This is a genomic window from Bacteroidota bacterium (assembly GCA_016714535.1).
Taxonomy (GTDB): domain Bacteria; phylum Bacteroidota; class Bacteroidia; order AKYH767-A; family OLB10; genus JADKFV01.
Genome location: JADKDR010000014.1, coordinates 1 through 19,724 on the forward strand (window position 1 = coordinate 1; position 19,724 = coordinate 19,724).

The window sequence follows — 19,724 nt, forward strand, 5'->3', positions numbered from 1 at the left end:
TACAGCCGAACTTTCGTTGGGCATTGCTGATGGGCCTGGCAGTTTTGTAACTGGCAGTGTTGCTGGCGATGCAGTTTTCCGCACTAACAGTGGTGCTAATAATTTTCTATTTGCCTCCGGTGGTGGAGGTGCTCCGGTTACTCTTGCTATTACTCCAACAAGTGTTGGTATTGGAACAACTACCCCTTTTGCACAATTATCAAACTCTACCACTAATATTTATGGTACAGATGGCTACGGATTAAGCTCTTCTGCTTTTGGATGGGGTTCAACTGATGGGTTTGGATATGCCGCAGGCTTCTATAATGCCGGAACAGGTATTGCTTCAAACGGAGTTACTGTTAAGATACAAGGAAGCCAAGGTACCGTATTAGACCTTAGCGCTTCTGACACAGTTTCTGTTATGACTGTAAAAGGAAATGGTAACGTGGGTATGGGAACAACTGCACCAACAAGTCGATTAACCGTTGTCTCAACACCTGCAAATATCCCGGCAGTAAATGTCCTCCCGGTACCGGGCAGCGCTAGGGTTAACGTAGCAGTTGGTGACTGGAGTCTTTTGCAAGATTATTTTGGTAGTGGAGTTTCTAAAGACTTTTCACTGTATCAAAACAGCAAAGGTTTACATCGCATGTTAATTGACACTGCAGGTAATGTGGGTTTTGGAACAACTACACCTGATCGCCCATTGGTAGTTAGAAGTGCAGACAATACACTCAATAGTCAGGTTTCAGAGTTGGCAAATGGAATTGGAGATGCTAATTTTCACTTAGTAGCAACTAAAGGAGCAACAACCAATAATCCTGGCGATATCATGACTAGACTGGGTTTGGCTTACGGTGATAATGGTGCTTCAGTCGATGGCTCCTTCATTCGTTTTCATCGTGGCATTGCTGGTAATGATGGATCAACCAGTTTTTCTTCTGGTGCTGATGTAGAGAGAATGCGAATAACCTCATCTGGCAGAGTAGGTATTGGAACAACAGGACCAGGTGGTCAGTTTGAATTGAGCTTAGATCAGGGTCGCAAACCTTTAACCAACACATGGACAATTGTTTCTGATGCACGATTGAAAAACATTGATGGTGCTTACTCAAAAGGCTTAAAAGAAATAATGCAGTTGAATCCAATTGCTTATCACTATAAAAATGTAGGCGAACGTAAATTTGAAAACGAAGTGTTAAATACACAGGCAGTTGGTTTTACAGCACAGGATGTTCAGAAAGTATTTCCTGAAGCTGTTGGTACTGATGCTGATGGCTATCTGAATCTGAATATCCATTCAATAATAATAGCGCAGGTAAATGCTATTAAAGAATTGGGCGCACAAAACGAAGTTAAAGATGCAAAGATTGCAGAATTACAAAATGAAAATGCAGCAATGCATGCTGAACTTAATGATATGAAACAATGTGTTGAATCGCTTTGTGCCAACAACGAATCAAAAACTCAAAACTCCGAACTCAAAACTGAAAACTATCTTTTCCAAAACCAACCAAATCCATTCAATCAAACTACAGTTATTTCGTATCAATTGCTGAGCGATGCTAAAAATGCTTCTATAGTAATACGCGGCTTAAATGGAGAAGAGCTGAAGTCTGTATCTTTAAGCAATACCGGCAAAGGTCAGGTAACTATTAATGCTAACGAACTTGCACAAGGCACTTATACGTATACACTTATAGTTAATGGCAAGAGTGTTGATACTAAGTTGATGGTGGTTACTCGATAAGTTTGGAAAGTTGTGATAGTTGTGATAGTTTAGAAAGTTGTTATGGCAACGGAATTGAAATGCTGAGAAACGAAGCATCTCTGTCACTCATTGATTAAAGAAATTGGTTTGGTGAACGGAATTTGTACAAAAACTTTATCGAACTACTACCTAATGAACTACGAATATAACTCATTCCTAATCCAAAAACTTCCCACTCGCAAGAGTGGGATTTTTTTTGTGCAGTGCTTTTAAATCTGTTTTGAAATAAAAAACGGTATCATTATTTTTCAAACTACAACAAAAAAAGCATCCCTATAATTAGGGATTGTGGAATCGATTTTCGTTTTAAATATTTGTGACACCTAATAGTAAAATTTTAATTTCTTTAAAAAAAGTTGCATCCTTCGCTCATTAATGCACCAAAAATAATAAGCCGCAGTTGTATATTTTATTGAGATCAATAATTTAATCAAATCGAAATTTTAGTTGCGATAATAAGAGATTGCATTTGAGAAAGTTTTGCCATATGGGTATTGGTGCGTAAAAAAGGCTTCTAAATAAAATAATTAATAACACTTAAAAAATTTTAAAAAATGTTGAACGAAGTAAAATCCCACAATCCGGGAAGAAAAACAATAATGATTTTAGCAGTTGTAGCTACAGTAGTTGCAATGCAAGCACAAGCGCAATGGTCGCTTACAGGTAATGCAGGCACTACTCCCGGCACTAATTTTATCGGCACTACCGATAGTAAAAGTTTGCAAATTAAAACCAAAAACGTAACTCGCTTAACAGTTACATCTGCGGGTAATGTAGGTATTGGAATTATAGCGCCTGTTACACCATTGCATATAACAACAAACACAACCGCTGTTTTGGCTACGTTTGAAGGACTTACAGGCTCTAACAAGGCTACTATTAACCTAAAATATGGCGGAATAAGCACCTACCTTACCAACGGGGGATATAATATGCCAGCAGGTAATATAGGTTTTGGCGGGCAGTATCATTTCTCACCTGATCTTATGATAAATACCAACACCGGCTTTGTGGGTATTGGAACAACTGCACCTGCTGCAAAATTGGATGTTGCAGGTGATGCCCTTGTTAATGGAATAACAGTAGGTCGTGGTGCCGGCAATGATTCTACCAATACCAGTACAGGATTTCATGCGTTAGAAGGCAATAGTACCGGATGGGACAATACAGCATTTGGTTTCAATACACTTGCATTAAATGGCGGAGGCGTATATAATACAGCTATAGGTAGCAGCGCACTTGCTAATTGTGCAGGCACACAGTATAATACAGCTGTTGGGGCCAGGGCCTTAGAAGCAAATTTAAGCGATAATAATACAGCAATGGGCGCTACAGCTTTGTTTTCAAATACAGGAGGTAGCGGCAATACCGCTGTTGGTTCAACTGCTTTGGCCAATAATATAGCAGGAAGTGGTAATACTGCTACGGGTTTTTGGACATTGGTGTATGGAAGCGCCAGTGAATACAACACTGCCAATGGCATTTATGCTCTCAGCAATTGTCAAAGTAATCATAACACTGGTATTGGGGCCTGGGCATTGAATCAATGTAACACCGGAAGTGGTAATACTGCAATTGGATATCACACACTTCATACAATTACTACAGGTGCCAACAATACTGCATTGGGTTACAATGCCGATGTGTCGGGTGTGGCAATTACCAATTCTACAGCTATAGGAAATGGCGCTTATGTTGCAGGCAGTAATAAAGTTCGTGTTGGCAATGCCAGCATTACGAGTATTGGTGGCTATGTGAACTGGACTAATGTGAGTGACGGAAGAATTAAAAAGAATATTAAACAAAATGTACCTGGTTTAGAATTTATTAATAAACTTCAACCATTAACCTACAATCTCGATTTAGATGCGATAGATAATATTTTGGAAATGCAAGCTAATTTGGATGAAAAAGGATTACCAATAAAAACTACACAAGCAGAAATTGATGCACGTGAATTGAAACAACAAATTGTTTATTCAGGTTTTATAGCCCAGGATGTTGCAAAAGCTGCACACGAAATCAGTTACAATTTTAGTGGAGTAGATGCATCAAGCAACAGCAACGATTTGTATGGATTACGGTATGCGGAGTTTGTAGTGCCTTTGGTAAAATCGGTGCAAGAATTATCGAAACAAAATGAAGAGCTAAAAAGAATGAATGCTGATTTGCAATTACAAATTAATGAAATGAAAATTTCTTTAAATGTGTTATCTTCTCCATTATCCGGTAACAAAGAAATAAAGATTGCAACGGAGCAAGATGCATTATTCCAAAACCAGCCAAATCCATTTAATCAATCTACAGTAATTTCTTACCAATTGTTGAGCGATGTAAAGAGCGCCTCGATAATAATACGCGGCTTAAATGGAGATGAATTGAAAACAGTTATGCTTAGTAATACCGGCAAAGGACAAATAACAATAAATGCCAACCAACTAGCACAAGGCACTTATACGTATACACTTATAGTTAATGGCAAGAGTGTTGATACTAAGTTGATGGTGGTTACTCGATAAGTTTGGAAAGTTGTGATAGTTGTGATAGTTTAGAAAGTTGTTATGGCAACGGAATTGAAATGCTGAGAAACGAAGCATCTCTGTCACTCATTGATTAAAGAAATTGGTTTGGTGAACGGAATTTGTACAAAAACTTTATCGAACTACTACCTAATGAACTACGAATATAACTCATTCCTAATCCAAAAAAATCCCGCTCGCAAGAGTGGGATTTTTTTTGCTTTTTTAAAGCGTATTTAACCGCAAATAGACAATCCACATGTTAAAAACTTTGCATATTCTTTATTGACAATACACCTAAGGATTTTGACCTTGTAACCAAAACTTACAAATAATATGTGTTATAAAATTGAATATTCTGATGATAAAGTAAGTGCATGGGGAGGTTTTTCGTTAATGAAAAAATTCAATGATAAAATTGGTTTAAAAAGTGTTTTGCAAAATCTACCCATTCCCGAAAGCAAGAGCAATAACAGGTTTGAGAATCAGGAAGTCATTGAAAGTTTCCTATTGTCAGTATGGTTAGGCTGTTACAAATTTTCACAAACACATATTCTACGATTAGATGATACGCTAAAAAAATATTTGGATGGAAACAAATACCAAGTGATACAACCTACAAGCGATTTTTTCAAAAGTTTAGTCAAGGCATAAATAATGAGGTGCTTCCAGTTTTGCAAGAATGGTTTTTTAATCAATTGCAGTTTGATAGTTACGTATTAGACTTGGATTCTACCGTTATTACTCGGTATGGTGATTTTCAAGAAGGTAATCATAAAGGCTATAATCCAACCAAAAGAGGTAGAGCCGCCCATCATCCATTATTTGCTTTTTTAGGCAACGAGCGCATGGTTGTAAACAGTTGGCTTAGAAGTGGCGATACCTCAAGCGCACATCAGTGTAATGAGTTTTTAAACGAAACATTATCAATACTCAAAAACAAAACAATTGGTTTGCTACGTGCCGATTCTGGTTTTGCAAGCGATTTAATTTTTAGACATTTAGAGCAAGAACAAATACAATACGTGATAGCGGGGAGAATGCATTATCCATTACAAGATAAGATTAAGCAACAAAAAACCTGGACAGCTATCGGATTAGGAATTTGGATTAGCGAAACAAGGTATAAGGCATCAAAATGGGAAACATAACGCAGGGTTATTGTTATAAGACAAAGCTTTGATTTAAGGCCCAAAGCAACAGGTAAAAAACTAAAGCTGTTTGATGATAAGGAATATTATGAGCAATATCGGTATCATACTTTTTATACAAATCAAACGCTACCTGCAACACAAATTTGGGAGCAATACAAAGGAAGGGGCGATTGCGAAAATAGGATTAAAGAACTTAAAGATGATTTTGCATTAGAAGGTTTTAATATGAAAGATTTTTTTGCAACAGAAGCAGCATTGCGTATGGTAAATTTAGCTTACAATATTATAAGTTTGTTCAGACAGGTTAGCTCCGAAAAGCCTAATCATCAGCGCATACAGACATTAAGACTCAACTGCTATGCAGTTGGAGCTTGGATGACAAAAAAAGGAAATAGTAGAATATTAAAATTGGCTGTTCCTATAAAAAAACGAAAATGGATGGATGGAATTTTTGCCAAAGTGGACATCTGCTCATTCCCAATATCACTGGTCACGTAAATCCAAATGTCTATTTGCGGTTAAAGACTTTCTTGTTTTAAAAAATTGTTTGTGTAACCCAGACAGTCGTATAGGTTTGTTTCAATTTGATTTGTTTCTCCAATACCAAAGAGCAACAAAAATCAGTAGAAAAATTGCTCCAACCAACCAAGTAATTATAGGATTGGCATAAAGCGGGTCGGCATTACCAACCACTACTGAACCTGCCCAAAAGAATGGGTTTTGTCCGATAGCTGTAGAGGACTCATCAATGTATTTGAGTTTGGCAAGCCTAAGGGCATCATCTTTTGTTTTGCCATTTTTTAAATGTTCGTAAAAACTTTTGGCAATGATGGCCGAGGCACGATCGGAAACTTCCCATAAAGTAATCACCTGGCTTTTGGCACCTGCATAAGTAAATGCACGTGATAAACTCATAACACCTTCGCTGGCAGCAAGCATACCCTTGCCACTAAAACAAGCTGAGAGATAAATAAATTGGGCACTTGTATGCAAGCCATAAATAGCTGCAAGTGATAATGTATTGTTGCGTTTATCGCTCACGTTTTGTTTTGAAAAAACCAATCCGGAAGCACCGGGATTATCCTCGTTAAAAGATCCATGCACAGCAATATGCAAAATATCTGAGTCGCTTAATTTTTTTTCTAAATGAGTTACGGTTGCAGCATCATTAAAGTATAAATCTCCGCCATTCAATTGTTGCACACTCAATACTTCTTCTTCAATAAACGGTAAACTACTGTAAACCGAATCGCCATAAAGCTGTTTGTTGCTCAAATAGTTGATGCCGAAAATGGCACAGGCTTTGTTTCCGAACCATTGCCTTTTCACAGTTTTATCAAGCAGCAAACGGTTACTATACAAAAAACTATGGCTGTATTTTTTTACCAGGTAAGGCGCATCAGCATTAATGTTTTGACATGCGCGAGTCATTAAAGCATCAAATGGAATGTTTCCAATAATGCCATCAGGTACAATTTTAAGATTGCTGACTTCATTTTTTTCTGTAAAGTAATTAAGTGGTTGTTCCAGTAAAAGTTGATAAGCTTTGAAAGCACTTTCGCAAAAAGCAGAAGATTTAAAATTTGAACCCGCTTCAATATTTGTTTTATAATTATTTAAAGTAGCATCCACTGTTTCGTTATTAGCAAAAACCCAATTCTGATACTGCTTATCTGATACACCAAAAACATAAATCTGTTCACTCCCTAAAAAATACTCAATAAGAATACTGCCGGGCTTAAGTGCTTTCTGAATATCGATTAATGAAGCCTTTTTTTCAGGTTCTTTTAGCCAATTGTAATAACGTGGAAAATCTTCTTCAAGGCTTTCGTCAAACTCCTCCATTTTATGTTTTACATCTTCAAGTGTTTTTAAAGTTGCGTAATAAAGTGTATCTGAATTATCATTTATAGAAAGCAGTGCTTGTGTTGCAGCTCCCAATTGTAGATTCAGCTGAAGCTCTTTTTCCAACATCGAATCGGGAATGCCGGCAAATGCCTGTACAGCTTGTTTGTGAAATTTATCTCTTATGGCAGTAGCTTTGCTTTTTTCACAAAAAGTAAGAGCATCTTCAAAGTATTCTTTATGCTGAGTAACGTGGTATATCCGCAAAGCATTATTAATGGCTAACTCATAGGTGTTGCGTATTTTTCGGGTAAACTCAATTTTGGATTCCTGATGTCTGTAATACAATCGTGAAAGTTGAATCATTGAATCGGTTTGTTGAAATAAACTATGCGCCTTGATTGCCATTTCTAAATCTTCTTTACCTTGATTTGCATACAACATTGCCTTATTTGCAAGTGGTTCTATAGCTCTTTCACTACGCGGTGATTTAAGGGCAGCCAAAAAGTGCATTATCAAACAATGCCATGGCCGAAGCATTAAGCTTCTTTTGTTTGAGCTTGTTCTGTTTCGCTTCTTTTATAAAAATTCCACCCAATACAAGTTGCGATTCAATTACATCGTCATGCCATTCAGGCAACATTTTTTCACGCATTGTAAGGCTTGTCTCCGCTAACTGTTTCGCTTTTTCAAATTGATTTTTGGATTCTTCAATTTTTGCCATCTCTATATAATGCCGCGCCATTTCTATGGTATCGCTGTTACCAATATGAATAGTAAGCGATTTGTTCAGATACCCAATTGCTGAATCTGTGCTGTTTAGCTTGGCATAAGCCATGCCCATATTGTGGAAGGCAAGTGCTTTAAAGTACAACTCCTGATTCAAATCAAAAACTTGAATTGCACGCTGGTAATATGAAATGGCTTTAGCAGGTTGATCTAAAAGGTCTGATGTTGCGCCTAACATGTTAAGTACCACACCGTGATTATAGGTGTTTGTGTTTACACTTTCATAAAGACCTGATGCAATGATTAATTTTTCAATGCATCTTGTATAGTCCTCAATCACAAATGCCAATTGTGCATCAGCAAGATATAAATCTGCTTTTGTTTCATCATAGGTGTTCGTGCCTTCTTCAATCAATACAAGTTGACGCTCGATTAATTGTTCGGCAGTATCGTAATGAAATAATTGCAAATGCGATTGTGCAAGACCATTTAAAGTATTCAGAAGTGGTTCTAATGAATTCCCTGCGTTTTTTTCTCTGATCGGCAGCGCCTTGTTAAACCAAAGTATAGCATCGCTGTAAGAGTTATTAATGTAGTAAAGCACACCTGCTTTATGATACAAGTTACCTATCGAACTATCATTAGGTGATAAGCAGGTATTATAATTATTAATTGAATTAGTGATTAACGCAATGCCCCGTTGGTCGCCAAATGCCATCGCTTTATCAATAATCCGCTCAATTTCTGTTCGACATAGCGCTGCATCTGCAGAAACAGTTTTTGTTTCTTGATGATTTTTTTGGCCAGTACCCTGATCAGAAATGACAATCAATAAAAACGAAATAGCACAAATATCTGCTTTGAAAACCTTCACCTTGTTACAATTAATTGCTGCAAGTTAAGTCAATTCTCTCAATATTTATAACACAATTTATCCCATTTTTAGAATTGCTATTATTGTTTAGAAAAGGTTTTGACAGCATCATCAAATCTTAAAAAATACAATCCGGGCGATAAACTACTTATATCAATAGTGGTTGTTTTTAGGACTGTATCAAATTCGTGATGCATGATAAATTTACCCTGCGAATTATAAATATAGATTTTGTTTTCCTCTGAATTCCCTTCTAAATTTAAGTGAATAAAATCACCTGCAGGATTTGGAAATAACGTAATAGCATTTTTTAATTCCGGTTTTTTTAATCCATCCGAAAGTAAGCGTGAAGCAGTTGGCGATTTCCAAGCTGAATAAACATTATTACAGCACCTGTTTCTAATTTGCCATTGCGGTGTGCATGATGTTGGAAGCACGCGTGTAATTGAGTTTAAAGAAGTATCATTTATGGTAATCGTAGTCCATGGTGATAATGAATTGCAACGCCATCTTAATTGCAACCTGTTAATATTACAAGGTCCTCTTAGCCAATTAAAAGTGGTTGTTTGGTTTTGAGGATTAAATGTTGTTGAGATTGGAGTGGGAGTGTAACATGATGTTGAAATCATGGCAGATGTTGATGCAGTGCATCCTCGGCTATCCGAAACCGAAACCGAATACGCCACACTGCCATTGTTTAGTGTTACCGTAATTTCGGGTGTTGTGGCATTGCCGGGCGACCACAAGTAATTTAATGGGCCTATTCCACCTTGTGCAATGGCGTTTAACGGTGTAGCTGTACATGGGCAAATGGCAGTATCTTTTAGTGGTACTACTTCGATAATTAAACTTGCCAATGTTATTTGAGTAGTACTGCTACATCCATTTGGTGTGGTAGTAATTACTGAATACGTATTTGAAACATTTGGACACACATAAACTGATGTCGTTTTTAAACCGTTATTCCATAAATAACTTGCACCTGCAACCGCATTTGTTATTCCAAGAGTGGTACAATCATCACTGCAACTTACCGGTTGCAATGCGGTTTGAGCAAGAGGCGCTGATGCACTAAATAGGTTTAATGTTTCTGATGCCGTGTTGCCTGCACCATCAGTAACAGTTACTGTATATACTCCGGCAACCGAAGCGGTAATAAGTTGACCAAGACTGCCATTGCTCCATGAAAATGTATAAGGAGCCTGGCCACCTGTTGCATTGGCGTTTAAAGTAACAGTGCTGCCAACACATAAAACTTTGTTAGCTTTAGCAATCACCATAAGTGGATTGGCAGACGGCAAATAATTATCACAAAAAGTAAGCATCCGTCCTGATGAAACATAATTTACAAGATCAACTGAAGGTGTGCTTCTGTTCAACAAATCATATTTTATTTTCTTCCAGTTAAATACACTATCCTTAGATGCTGCTAATGCAGCGGCTGCAGTGACGTGAGGCGCGGCCATAGAAGTACCGGTTAAATATCCGTAAGTTCCATCAAGCAATGCGCTGTATATTTCAATTCCCGGTGCTGCTATGTCAACATTTACGGAGCCATGATTAGAAAAGGATGCAAGCTCATTTTCGCAGGTGCCTGCTGCTACCACTATTAAATTAGGATTGGGCAGTGCAGCAGGACAGTATTTCACTGCCATACCATTATTTAAAATTATTGGTAGGTCAATATTGATAGAGTCGTTACCTGCTGCTGCTATAAATAGCGTCCCTTTATAGGTTTTACCAAAATCCATCATGTATTCAACAATGGTGGGCTTACCATTTGCATTAACCGGAGACAAATAAGCAAAACTCATATTTACAATTTTGATATCGGAGCGTAATGCATAATCAATTGCCTGCACCACTTGCCAAATTGAACCTACGCCCTCTTGATTATGTGTTTTCAACATCATAATTTTATTACGCTTCATGTCATTGTTGGCACTTTGTTTTAATGCAGCCAATCCTGCAGTATGCGAACCGTGGCCGTTATCATCTAAAGGCATATTATCATTGTTATGAAAATCCCAACCCCTAACATCATCTGTAAAACCGTTTTTATCGTTATCGATATTTAAGGATTTGCCAGACTCCCCTGCATTTTGAAAAGGCCGGTTTATAAAAATCGGATGATTGGGCAACCAAACTGCACGCGTTCCTGTTGGTTCGCCATCGAAACCGGTATCCATAAAAGCCATATTTACAGCTGTTGTTCCCGCTGCACAATCAAACAAGGAATCGTTGTAACACAATGGTGCCTGCGGAACACCAGGATCATCATCATTGTCATCTATATTTAACAATAATGGAGCTGAATAATTCATAGAACCGCCTTTAATGCGCGGTTTACCAATGGCATGATTCAAAATTCCAGAAACGCCTCCATATGCAGCAATGGTATCAAGCGGAATTTGCCAGAGGTGAATTCGTGTGAATGGTGTGGTTGCCAACTCAATTGCCTGCAACTCATGTTTTAATTCATTGATAGCAGCGGTATCCTGCTCATCATCAAACACCAATAAAATTTGAGTGCTGTCGGCATATTCCAAAAAGCCGGATTGGGCCTGTAATGTTTTAAAGCCAATTACTATTTGAAAAAGAATAAATGTCAGGGTATATAATTTTGTTTTCATAGTGCGAATCTATTGAAATTTGTTTGAAGCGAAATTAGTTAAATTGAATATTATTGTAAAACAAAGAAACACCGAACCGATAAAAAAGTTTGCTCTGGTTACGATTTTCAAAAATGATATTATGTTGGAGATATAAATTTAAGTTCGGATTATATTTCTCACATTTCATTCGACTAAATTCAGTTTTGAGCCATAACAGATTCTGATTTTGATAAGAAAAAGGCTGTTTCAAAATTAATTTGAAACAGCCTTTTCAGAATATTCAAAAATTTAATCCACCATTAGTCTTGCAAATTTTTCCATTCCGTCTTCTAATGTTAATTTTAAGAAGTAAGCACCCTTAGGTAAATTAGAAACGTCTAACTGATAACTGGCTGCATTTGGCATTACCGTTGAAACCATTTTGCCTTCTATAGATACCACATTGATTTGCTCAATATTTAATCCATCAGCAGCTACATTTACAAAGGTTGAAGCAGGATTTGGATAAACAATCATTTCTCTTGATGTTGCTGCCTCAGCGGCAAGCACACGTTGACCGGATACACCAAGTTTTACAATCCAGAAATCTGCATTGCCTTTGTTGTTATTCAAATCGCCATCATCCGATTCAGAAGCACCAACCACCACTTGCGCGCCATCAGCAGTAACATCAATTCCATAAGCGAAATCGTTATCAAATCCGCCAAGGGTTTTTTGCCACTCCAGATTGCCGGATGATTTTGTAACTTTTATTACCCAGAAATCATGTCCGCCTTTTGGATTCGTAACATCACCGGAGTTGGATTCTGTTTTTCCTGCAACCACTACAGCACCATCAGTTGTTTCTCTTACAAAGCGAGCATTCTCATGCGATTCGCCACCAAACGTTTTTGACCAAAGGATAGCACCACTGCCTTTTAAATTCATCACTAAGAAATCATCACCACCGCTGTTGTTGGGCACATTTCCATTGTTGGATTCTGTTTCACCTACTACAATGAAATTACCGTTTGCAATTTGTGTAACAGAATAGGCATTGTCTTGCGAAGTGCCACCGTAAGTATTTTTCCAGCGAATGGTTCCGTTAGGTCTTAGGCGAAGCACCCAAAAATCATAAGCACCTTTGTTGTTTGATACATCGTAGTCATTCGAAGTAGTTTCACCGGCTACAATAAAACTGCCATCCGAACACTGCTGAACGCTTTTAGCGCTTTCATCTGATGAACCACCATAGTTCATTTCCCATACCAGGTTACCGGTTGCTGTAAGTTTAACGATCCAGAAATCATAGCCCCCTTTGTTATTATCAAGGTCGCCCGTTTCGGATTTTGACTCACCGGCTACCACATAGCCTCCGCCTGCTAACTCGTCAATTGAATAGGCTGCATCATCATCTGAGCCGCCAAGATTTTTTTTCCAGGTAATGTTTCCACTTGCATTTAACTTAACAATCCACATATCAAATCCACCTTTGTTATTAGAGATGTTTCCATCTGTAGAATTTGAAGTACCTGCAAGAATGTAACCACCATCTGATGTTTGCTGTACATCATAACAACGATCATCATTATTACCACCATAAATCTTCTTCCACACTACGTTTCCTGAATTGTTGAGTTTTAACACCCAATAATCTTCACCGTTTTTGTGACCCACCACATCACCATTGTCAGATAATGTGTAACCGGCAACGATGTAACCGCCATCCGATGTTTGTTTTGTTGCAGTAGCACGTTCTGCATTGTTACCACCATAGTTTTTTTGCCACTGTACGTTTGGCTGTGCCTGTGTACCAATTTGAATGCTTAGCATAAGTGCCAGCGAATAGATCATTTTTTTCATTTTGCTTTGAATTTTTTAATTGTTTGAAACATTAATTGAATTATAAATTTTGTATTCGAATATTGTTGACGTCATCTTTATAATCATGAATTTGTTATTTGGTAAGGATCATTTGAAAAATAGATTTTCATTTTATGGTTAAAATATTGTTTATCAATGAATTAATTTCCATAATCTAATAATGACAAATTATTAATTGACACATTAAACCTAATAGGCTTTATTTTTTAAATTACCGGATAGGAAAAATTTGTAGAAGACTTCAAATAAACACACGCAAGAACGTTTTTGTGAAAGGTGAATGTGTTATATAATCTAAATATTGAATCGCATAATTCACACTTTTTGTTTGATCAAGGGGTTGTTATTGAATTAGGTTTCTTCCATGGTCAGCACTATGTATCCAGCCAAATAATCATCGATTTTCTTATAAAACAAAAACACCAAATTACCGGAAATGACTTCCGGTAATTTGGTGTTTTATTAAACAAGCGGATGCTATACAAAAGATTAGTTAGCGATTGCAATTTTTTGAACAGCACTAACTTCATTTGCATACGATAAGTAAATAAAGTAAATGCCATTTTTTAATGAGGTTACATCAATTCTATTGGATTGCAACGAAAACACTTTTTCTAATATGGTTTTTCCAGTTATATCTTTTATATTGATGATGCCTGTAGATTTGTCGGTGTTAATTTCAATAAATCCATTGTTTGCAGGATTTGGAGTAGCTGTAAACTTAATTGAACTTTGATCAGCAGCGCCAAGTTTATTCGCCAAAGCAGCATTATCATTTGCCTTTTTATTTGCAGGCGTTGTAAACTGAACATCTGAACCATAAGGCGAACAATTTGCTTTTACTCTCCAAACATATTGCTGACCAGGTGTTAAGCCGTTAATAGTTGCAAATGCTGTTGTAAAAGTACCTACAGTAGTGTAAGTTAATGCATTCTCTAAACGGTATTCAACTAAATAATTAGCTGCAACATTAACTGCTTCCCACTCTACCATAGCTGAAGTAGCTGTTACCGAAATGGTATTGGTATTGGATGGTGCTGAACAAGTTGTTCCTCCGCCACCACTGTTTGAGCCTGCTGTAAATAATGCGATACTTGAATAAACTGAGCAGCTTGATTTTACCTTGAACTCATAAGTCGCGCCTTGTTGTAATCCTGTTACAGAAACGCTAAGGCCCTGAACCAAAGATATAGTTGTAAAAGCTCCTACGCCCTGAACTCTGTACTGCACTGTGTAACTGAATGCACCAGGACTTGCTGACCAACTTAAATCTGCACTCGTATTTGAAGTGCTAACTGCATTTAAATTTGATGGCTGTGAGCAAGCGGTATTGTTGCCACCACCACCTGAATTGAAAACTGCTATGCTGGAATAAGAAGAACAATTTGCTTTTACTCTCCAACGGTAAACAGTGCTTTGATTTAAACCGGTAACGGTGTAAGAAGTGCCTGATATACCTGTTACATTAGTCCAGGTGGTAGTGCCATTAGCTCTGTACTGCAAACGATAATTATTAGCTCCCGAACTTGCAGACCAGCTTAACTCAACGCTAGTTGGTGTTAAATTGTTGGCATTAAGATTTGATGGCTGTGAGCATTGTGCAATTTTATTTGATGGCGTTGTAAACTGAACATCTGAACCGTTAGGCGAACAATTTGCTTTTACTCTCCACACATATTGCTGACCTGGCATTAAACCGCTAATAGTTGCAAATGCTGTTGTAAAAGTACCTACAGTAGTGTAAGTTAATGCATTTTCTAAGCGGTATTCAACAAGATAATCAGCTGCTACATTTACTGCTTCCCACTCTACCATAGCTGAAGTAGCTGTTACCGAAATGGTATTGGTATTGGATGGTGCTGAACAAGTTGTTCCTCCGCCACCACTGTTTGAGCCTGCTGTAAATAATGCGATACTTGAATAAACTGAGCAGCTTGATTTTACCTTGAACTCATAAGTCGCACCTTGTTGTAATCCTGTTACAGAAACGCTAAGGCCCTGAACCAAAGATATAGTGGTGAAAGCTCCTACGCCCTGAACTCTGTACTGCACTGTGTAACTGAATGCACCGGGACTTGCTGACCAACTTAAATCTGCACTCGTATTTGAAGTGCTAACTGCATTTAAATTTGATGGCTGTGAGCAAGCGGTATTGTTGCCACCACCACCTGAATTGAAAACTGCTATGCTGGAATAAGAAGAACAATTTGCTTTTACTCTCCAACGGTAAACAGTGCTTTGATTTAAACCGGTAACGGTGTAAGAAGTACCTTGAATACCTGTTACATTAGTCCATGTAGTAGTACCGTTGGCTCTGTATTGCAAACGATAGTTGTTAGCTCCTGAACTGGCAGACCAGCTTAACTCAACGCTTGTAGGTGTTAAATTGTTGGCATTAAGATTTGATGGCTGTGAGCATTGTGCCAATTTATTTGCAGGCGTTGTAAACTGAACATCTGAACCGTTAGGCGAACAATTTGCTTTTACTCTCCACACATATTGCTGACCTGGCATTAAACCGCTAATAGTTGCAAATGCTGTTGTAAATGTACCTACAGTAGTGTAAGTTAATGCATTTTCTAAGCGGTATTCAACAAGATAATCAGCTGCTAAATTTACTGCTTCCCACTCTACCATAGCTGATGTAGCTGTTACCGAAATGGTATTGGTATTGGATGGTGCTGAACAAGTTGTTCCTCCGCCTCCACTGGTTGAGCCTGCTGTAAATAATGCGATACTTGAATAAACTGAGCAGCTTGATTTTACCTTGAACTCATAAGTCGCGCCTTGTTGTAATCCTGTTACAGAAACGCTAAGGCCCTGAACCAAAGATATAGTGGTGAAAGCTCCTACGCCCTGAACTCTGTACTGCACTGTGTAACTGAATGCACCGGGACTTGCTGACCAACTTAAATCTGCACTCGTATTAGAGGTAATGGTAGCATTTAAGTTAGAAGGCTGTGAGCAAGCGGTATTATTGCCTCCGCCACCTGAATTGAAAACTGCTATGCTGGAATAAGAAGAACAATTTGCTTTTACTCTCCAACGGTAAACAGTGCTTTGATTTAAACCGGTAACGGTGTAAGAAGTACCTTGAATACCTGTTACATTAGTCCATGTAGTAGCACCGTTGGCTCTGTATTGCAAACGATAGTTGTTAGCTCCCGAACTTGCAGACCAACTTAACTCAACACTTGCAGGTGTTAAATTGTTGGCATTAAGGTTTGATGGCTGTGAACATTGTGCCGATGCAGTGTTTAAGACTGACAGGCATGCGATAACTGTAAATAGTAATACAGTGCGAATTGATGATGCGAAGAAACTTGTTACTTTTTTCATTTTTTTCGATTTTTAAATTATTTAAAATTGAATTGTTTGTATTGGCTTATTACCAACTGAACATATAATTCAAGAATTGCTTTAAAGTAAGCCTCCTAGGAAAAATTATTTATTTATTTCTTATTAAAGCCCTGTTTATCAATGTTTTAAAATATAAGTTTAATTATTTTTATTTTTTAGTGCTTACTTTATTGGCTTCCATGTATTATAGTTAGTAGTAGGTCTGAAGTATACTTCTATTGATATTATTAACGAGTAAAATAAATTTTGAACCTTTGGCTTACTTTATTTAATAATATGCATTATGAATGCTGTTACAGAACAGACACCTAACAAAGGGCAGAATTTTGGTTTAACTCCTGATGAGTTTAATGAACACCTGAAAGAGTTGCTTAGTGGAAATGAATTGTTGTTTGAAATTATTTTCAAAACGCATTTTGAAAAATGCCGGTCTTTTTTAGTTCGAAAGCTGGGTGCTTATGATGATGTTGCTTATGACATAACGCTGGAAACGCTTATTAAATTCAGGAAGAACCTGATGGCAGGAAAAATAAAATACGGCAACATGGTAGCACTCTTCACTATTGATGCGCGTAATAATTATTTGAGACAGAGTAAAAAGGAAAATAAATATGATCACGTTCCGATAGAAAGTCACGAACACGATTTAATTGATGATACAGATTCTCAAAACCTGGATATGGAAATGGTTCAAAACCTTAAACGTGCATTGTTAAATTTAGGAAATGACTGTTTTGAATTATTAAACGGTCATTACTATTTAGGACTAGCCTTAAGAACAATAGCCGACAGCAGGTTTCAACGAGGGGAAGAAAAATTTATCAATGAATCATCTGTCAAAACAAAGGTTGCAGAGTGCAGAAAAAGTTAAAAAGTTTATTAAGCTGATTATTTAAAATAAGAAACACATGGAAACACAATTCCCTGATGGAAAGCGCGAAGAGCGCCACCTTTATAAAGCATTTGAATTAATAGAAACCGAAAAGGTTGAGGCCATGTTGCGCCAAAATGGTATTCACCGAGAAACAAAAGTGATTAAGCATGATTTTAGAAACCAATCAGCCAAATGGTGGATGGCTGCTGCAGTTATATTAATTGCTGCTGCATCATTTTTCATCTACGTAAATATTACTTTGCCTGACCCACAACAACTGGCCGATAATTCATTATCAACCTTGGTTGCAGATTATAATTCAAGTTATAGGAGTTCGGGATCATCGCAACAATTATCAGATATTCAAAATTCCATAAACAATGCACAATGGGAGGTGGCAACAAGGCAACTTGATGCCGCCCTTTTAAAAACTTCTAACACAGATTCTAATGCCATTATGAATATTTATTTTTATAAAGGCATTATCCACTTAGAGCAACATGAATATAAATCAGCAATCTTAATTTTTACACCGGTGGCAAATTTCAACAATGGTGCTTTTCAAAAAGATGCAGTATGGTTGCGCGCATTGGCACACACTAAAAATAATGATTTTGCCGCAGCTAAAATTGATTTAAAATCAACCGCACAATATACTGGCTGGAAGAAAGCTGATGAAGCAGTAAAGATTTTACATGCATTGGGTGATGATAATTAATCTTATGAGGAATGGATATTAAATGCACATCATTTTTTATAGTTCACATATTGCCTCAGCCGCTTTGAGTGGTATATGCAATATTGAAAACTGATGAAATTTGAAACTGCAAAAATTTTGTGACCACATATATTCGTACAATATTTTTTATCATTCTTGTCCTTTTGTAATCGAGAAACTTAATGCAGGGCCTATTTTAAGAATATGCTGTAAAAAAAATAATGACATTTTAAAATGGACTATAAAAGGATAGCAAGAGAAATAATCAACTTAAAAAAACTGGATTTAGCATTAAGGAATAAATTGCTACAAAACGGAAAAATTAGTTTAGGGTATAACCAAGAAATGAAGAGGTTGCATAACAAAAGTGCTAAAATATTAAACGACATAATGCACTGAACCTTTGGTAGTTTTCGCAAGTGGCGTGGAAAAGTTTTTGCTATGGGGTTTGCGGGACGTGGCGGGGGTGTGTGTAACAGTGAGTATATACGTTTTAATGTAAACAACAATTATTATATCTTCTATTAGCCAATTTATTTTCGATTATCTTGAAATTATTGCTCGTTAAATAATTATTTATCACTATTGTCCGACTAAAATAAATAAAGGATAGCATATTTCAGCTATCCTTTATTTGATTATGTTAGAGTACAACACAAAAACATAGTCATGGGCGAAAATAGAAAATTTGTCGGACAGCCGATACTATCTCAGATAATAGATTCTTCAGATTTATCAACCTTGCGCAGAAAGCACAAGAGTGACCGGTATTATAAACGGCTTCCTGTACGCAAACATTTGGCATGCTTATTCTACGGAGTGTTCAGTTACTGTAATGGCCTAAGAGAGCTCTGTGAGGGCCTTATGGGCTGTGAAGGCAAACTAACACACCTGCGATTGGACACGGCACCAGCTCGAAGTACACTATCAGATGCAAACAGAAATAGAAGTTATCTAATTTTCGAGGACTTGTATTTTAATCTTGTTGGACGTTATCAAAGTTTTATCTCGGACAGCCGATTGAAGGGTTTGAGTATTCGGAATTTAAAGATCATAGATAGCACTACCATTAGACTCTTCAGTGATATACTGTGTGGCGTAGGGCGAAATCCAACGAATGGTTCACGAAAGAAGGGAGGCATCAAGGGGCATTCGATGATGGATGCCTTTAGCGGCATCGTAGACTACGTGCATATTACAGCCGCTAAAGTACATGACCGAAAGTTTCTTTATCATTTTACTCCTCCTAAGAATAGTTTTCTAGTTTTTGATAAAGCCTACAATCATTACAAACAGTTTGACAAATGGACAACTGAGCATATATGGTTTGTTACACGAATGAAAACGAATGCAAAATTCCATGTAACCAAAGTATTACAAGATAAACGAAGAAGAAAAACCCTAAGGGTATCCTAAAAGA

Annotated in this window: 13 protein-coding genes; 8 read left to right on the plus strand and 5 right to left on the minus strand. The window is 37.3% G+C overall.

Annotated elements, in window-relative coordinates; genetic code table 11:
* The 5 genes from IPO27_16345 to IPO27_16365 form a co-directional block, all read left to right on the plus strand.
* On the plus strand, window positions 1-1,732 hold a 1,732-nt coding region (locus IPO27_16345; GenBank protein MBK8848009.1), incomplete at its 5' end, for a tail fiber domain-containing protein.
* A gap of 575 nt (window positions 1,733-2,307) precedes the next feature.
* On the plus strand, window positions 2,308-4,272 hold the full coding sequence (locus IPO27_16350) for a tail fiber domain-containing protein (GenBank protein MBK8848010.1): 1,965 nt from the start codon (window positions 2,308-2,310) through the stop codon (window positions 4,270-4,272).
* Between the two features lie 336 nt (window positions 4,273-4,608).
* Window positions 4,609-4,926 (plus strand): hypothetical protein, encoded by a 318-nt coding sequence (locus IPO27_16355; GenBank protein ID MBK8848011.1) that lies wholly within the window; start codon window positions 4,609-4,611, stop codon window positions 4,924-4,926.
* Window positions 4,854-5,423 carry a transposase gene (locus IPO27_16360; GenBank protein MBK8848012.1) on the plus strand — a complete coding sequence of 190 codons (570 nt, stop codon included), beginning with the start codon at window positions 4,854-4,856 and terminating at the stop codon, window positions 5,421-5,423. Before IPO27_16355 ends, IPO27_16360 begins: the two co-directional genes overlap by 73 nt.
* A 9-nt stretch (window positions 5,424-5,432) precedes the next feature.
* On the plus strand, window positions 5,433-5,924 hold the full coding sequence (locus IPO27_16365; GenBank protein ID MBK8848013.1) for a transposase: 492 nt from the start codon (window positions 5,433-5,435) through the stop codon (window positions 5,922-5,924).
* An 81-nt stretch (window positions 5,925-6,005) separates the two neighbouring features.
* Here IPO27_16365 and IPO27_16370 read toward each other — a convergent pair whose 3' ends face one another.
* The 5 genes from IPO27_16370 to IPO27_16390 form a co-directional block, all read right to left on the minus strand.
* Window positions 6,006-7,775 (minus strand): CHAT domain-containing protein, encoded by a 1,770-nt coding sequence (locus IPO27_16370; protein MBK8848014.1) that lies wholly within the window; start codon window positions 7,773-7,775, stop codon window positions 6,006-6,008.
* Window positions 7,762-8,874 (minus strand): tetratricopeptide repeat protein, encoded by a 1,113-nt coding sequence (locus tag IPO27_16375; protein ID MBK8848015.1) that lies wholly within the window; start codon window positions 8,872-8,874, stop codon window positions 7,762-7,764. Before IPO27_16375 ends, IPO27_16370 begins: the two co-directional genes overlap by 14 nt.
* Window positions 8,875-8,954: 80 nt before the next feature.
* Window positions 8,955-11,507: a S8 family serine peptidase gene (locus IPO27_16380; protein ID MBK8848016.1), complete on the minus strand. Its 2,553-nt coding sequence runs from the start codon at window positions 11,505-11,507 to the stop codon at window positions 8,955-8,957.
* 270 nt (window positions 11,508-11,777) lie between these two features.
* Complete coding sequence (locus IPO27_16385) at window positions 11,778-13,331, minus strand: T9SS type A sorting domain-containing protein (protein MBK8848017.1); 1,554 nt, start codon at window positions 13,329-13,331, stop codon at window positions 11,778-11,780.
* 510 nt (window positions 13,332-13,841) lie between these two features.
* Window positions 13,842-16,691: a fibronectin type III domain-containing protein gene (locus IPO27_16390; GenBank protein MBK8848018.1), complete on the minus strand. Its 2,850-nt coding sequence runs from the start codon at window positions 16,689-16,691 to the stop codon at window positions 13,842-13,844.
* A gap of 304 nt (window positions 16,692-16,995) precedes the next feature.
* Here IPO27_16390 and IPO27_16395 point away from each other — a divergent pair, with 304 nt between their 5' ends.
* From IPO27_16395 to IPO27_16405, 3 genes are all read left to right on the plus strand, one after another.
* Window positions 16,996-17,583 (plus strand): hypothetical protein, encoded by a 588-nt coding sequence (locus IPO27_16395; protein MBK8848019.1) that lies wholly within the window; start codon window positions 16,996-16,998, stop codon window positions 17,581-17,583.
* A gap of 37 nt (window positions 17,584-17,620) precedes the next feature.
* Window positions 17,621-18,304 (plus strand): hypothetical protein, encoded by a 684-nt coding sequence (locus IPO27_16400; protein MBK8848020.1) that lies wholly within the window; start codon window positions 17,621-17,623, stop codon window positions 18,302-18,304.
* 669 nt (window positions 18,305-18,973) lie between these two features.
* Complete coding sequence (locus tag IPO27_16405) at window positions 18,974-19,720, plus strand: transposase (protein ID MBK8848021.1); 747 nt, start codon at window positions 18,974-18,976, stop codon at window positions 19,718-19,720.
* Window positions 19,721-19,724 lie beyond the last annotated feature (4 nt).

Coding starts and splice junctions, on each gene's coding strand:
- IPO27_16355 (MBK8848011.1), top strand. CDS start 4,609: ATGTGTTATAAAATTGAATATTCTGATGATAAAGTAAGTGCATGGGGA.
- IPO27_16395 (MBK8848019.1), top strand. CDS start 16,996: ATGAATGCTGTTACAGAACAGACACCTAACAAAGGGCAGAATTTTGGT.
- IPO27_16385 (MBK8848017.1), bottom strand. CDS start 13,331: ATGAAAAAAATGATCTATTCGCTGGCACTTATGCTAAGCATTCAAATT.
- IPO27_16350 (MBK8848010.1), top strand. CDS start 2,308: ATGTTGAACGAAGTAAAATCCCACAATCCGGGAAGAAAAACAATAATG.
- IPO27_16380 (MBK8848016.1), bottom strand. CDS start 11,507: ATGAAAACAAAATTATATACCCTGACATTTATTCTTTTTCAAATAGTA.
- IPO27_16400 (MBK8848020.1), top strand. CDS start 17,621: ATGGAAACACAATTCCCTGATGGAAAGCGCGAAGAGCGCCACCTTTAT.
- IPO27_16405 (MBK8848021.1), top strand. CDS start 18,974: ATGGGCGAAAATAGAAAATTTGTCGGACAGCCGATACTATCTCAGATA.
- IPO27_16390 (MBK8848018.1), bottom strand. CDS start 16,691: ATGAAAAAAGTAACAAGTTTCTTCGCATCATCAATTCGCACTGTATTA.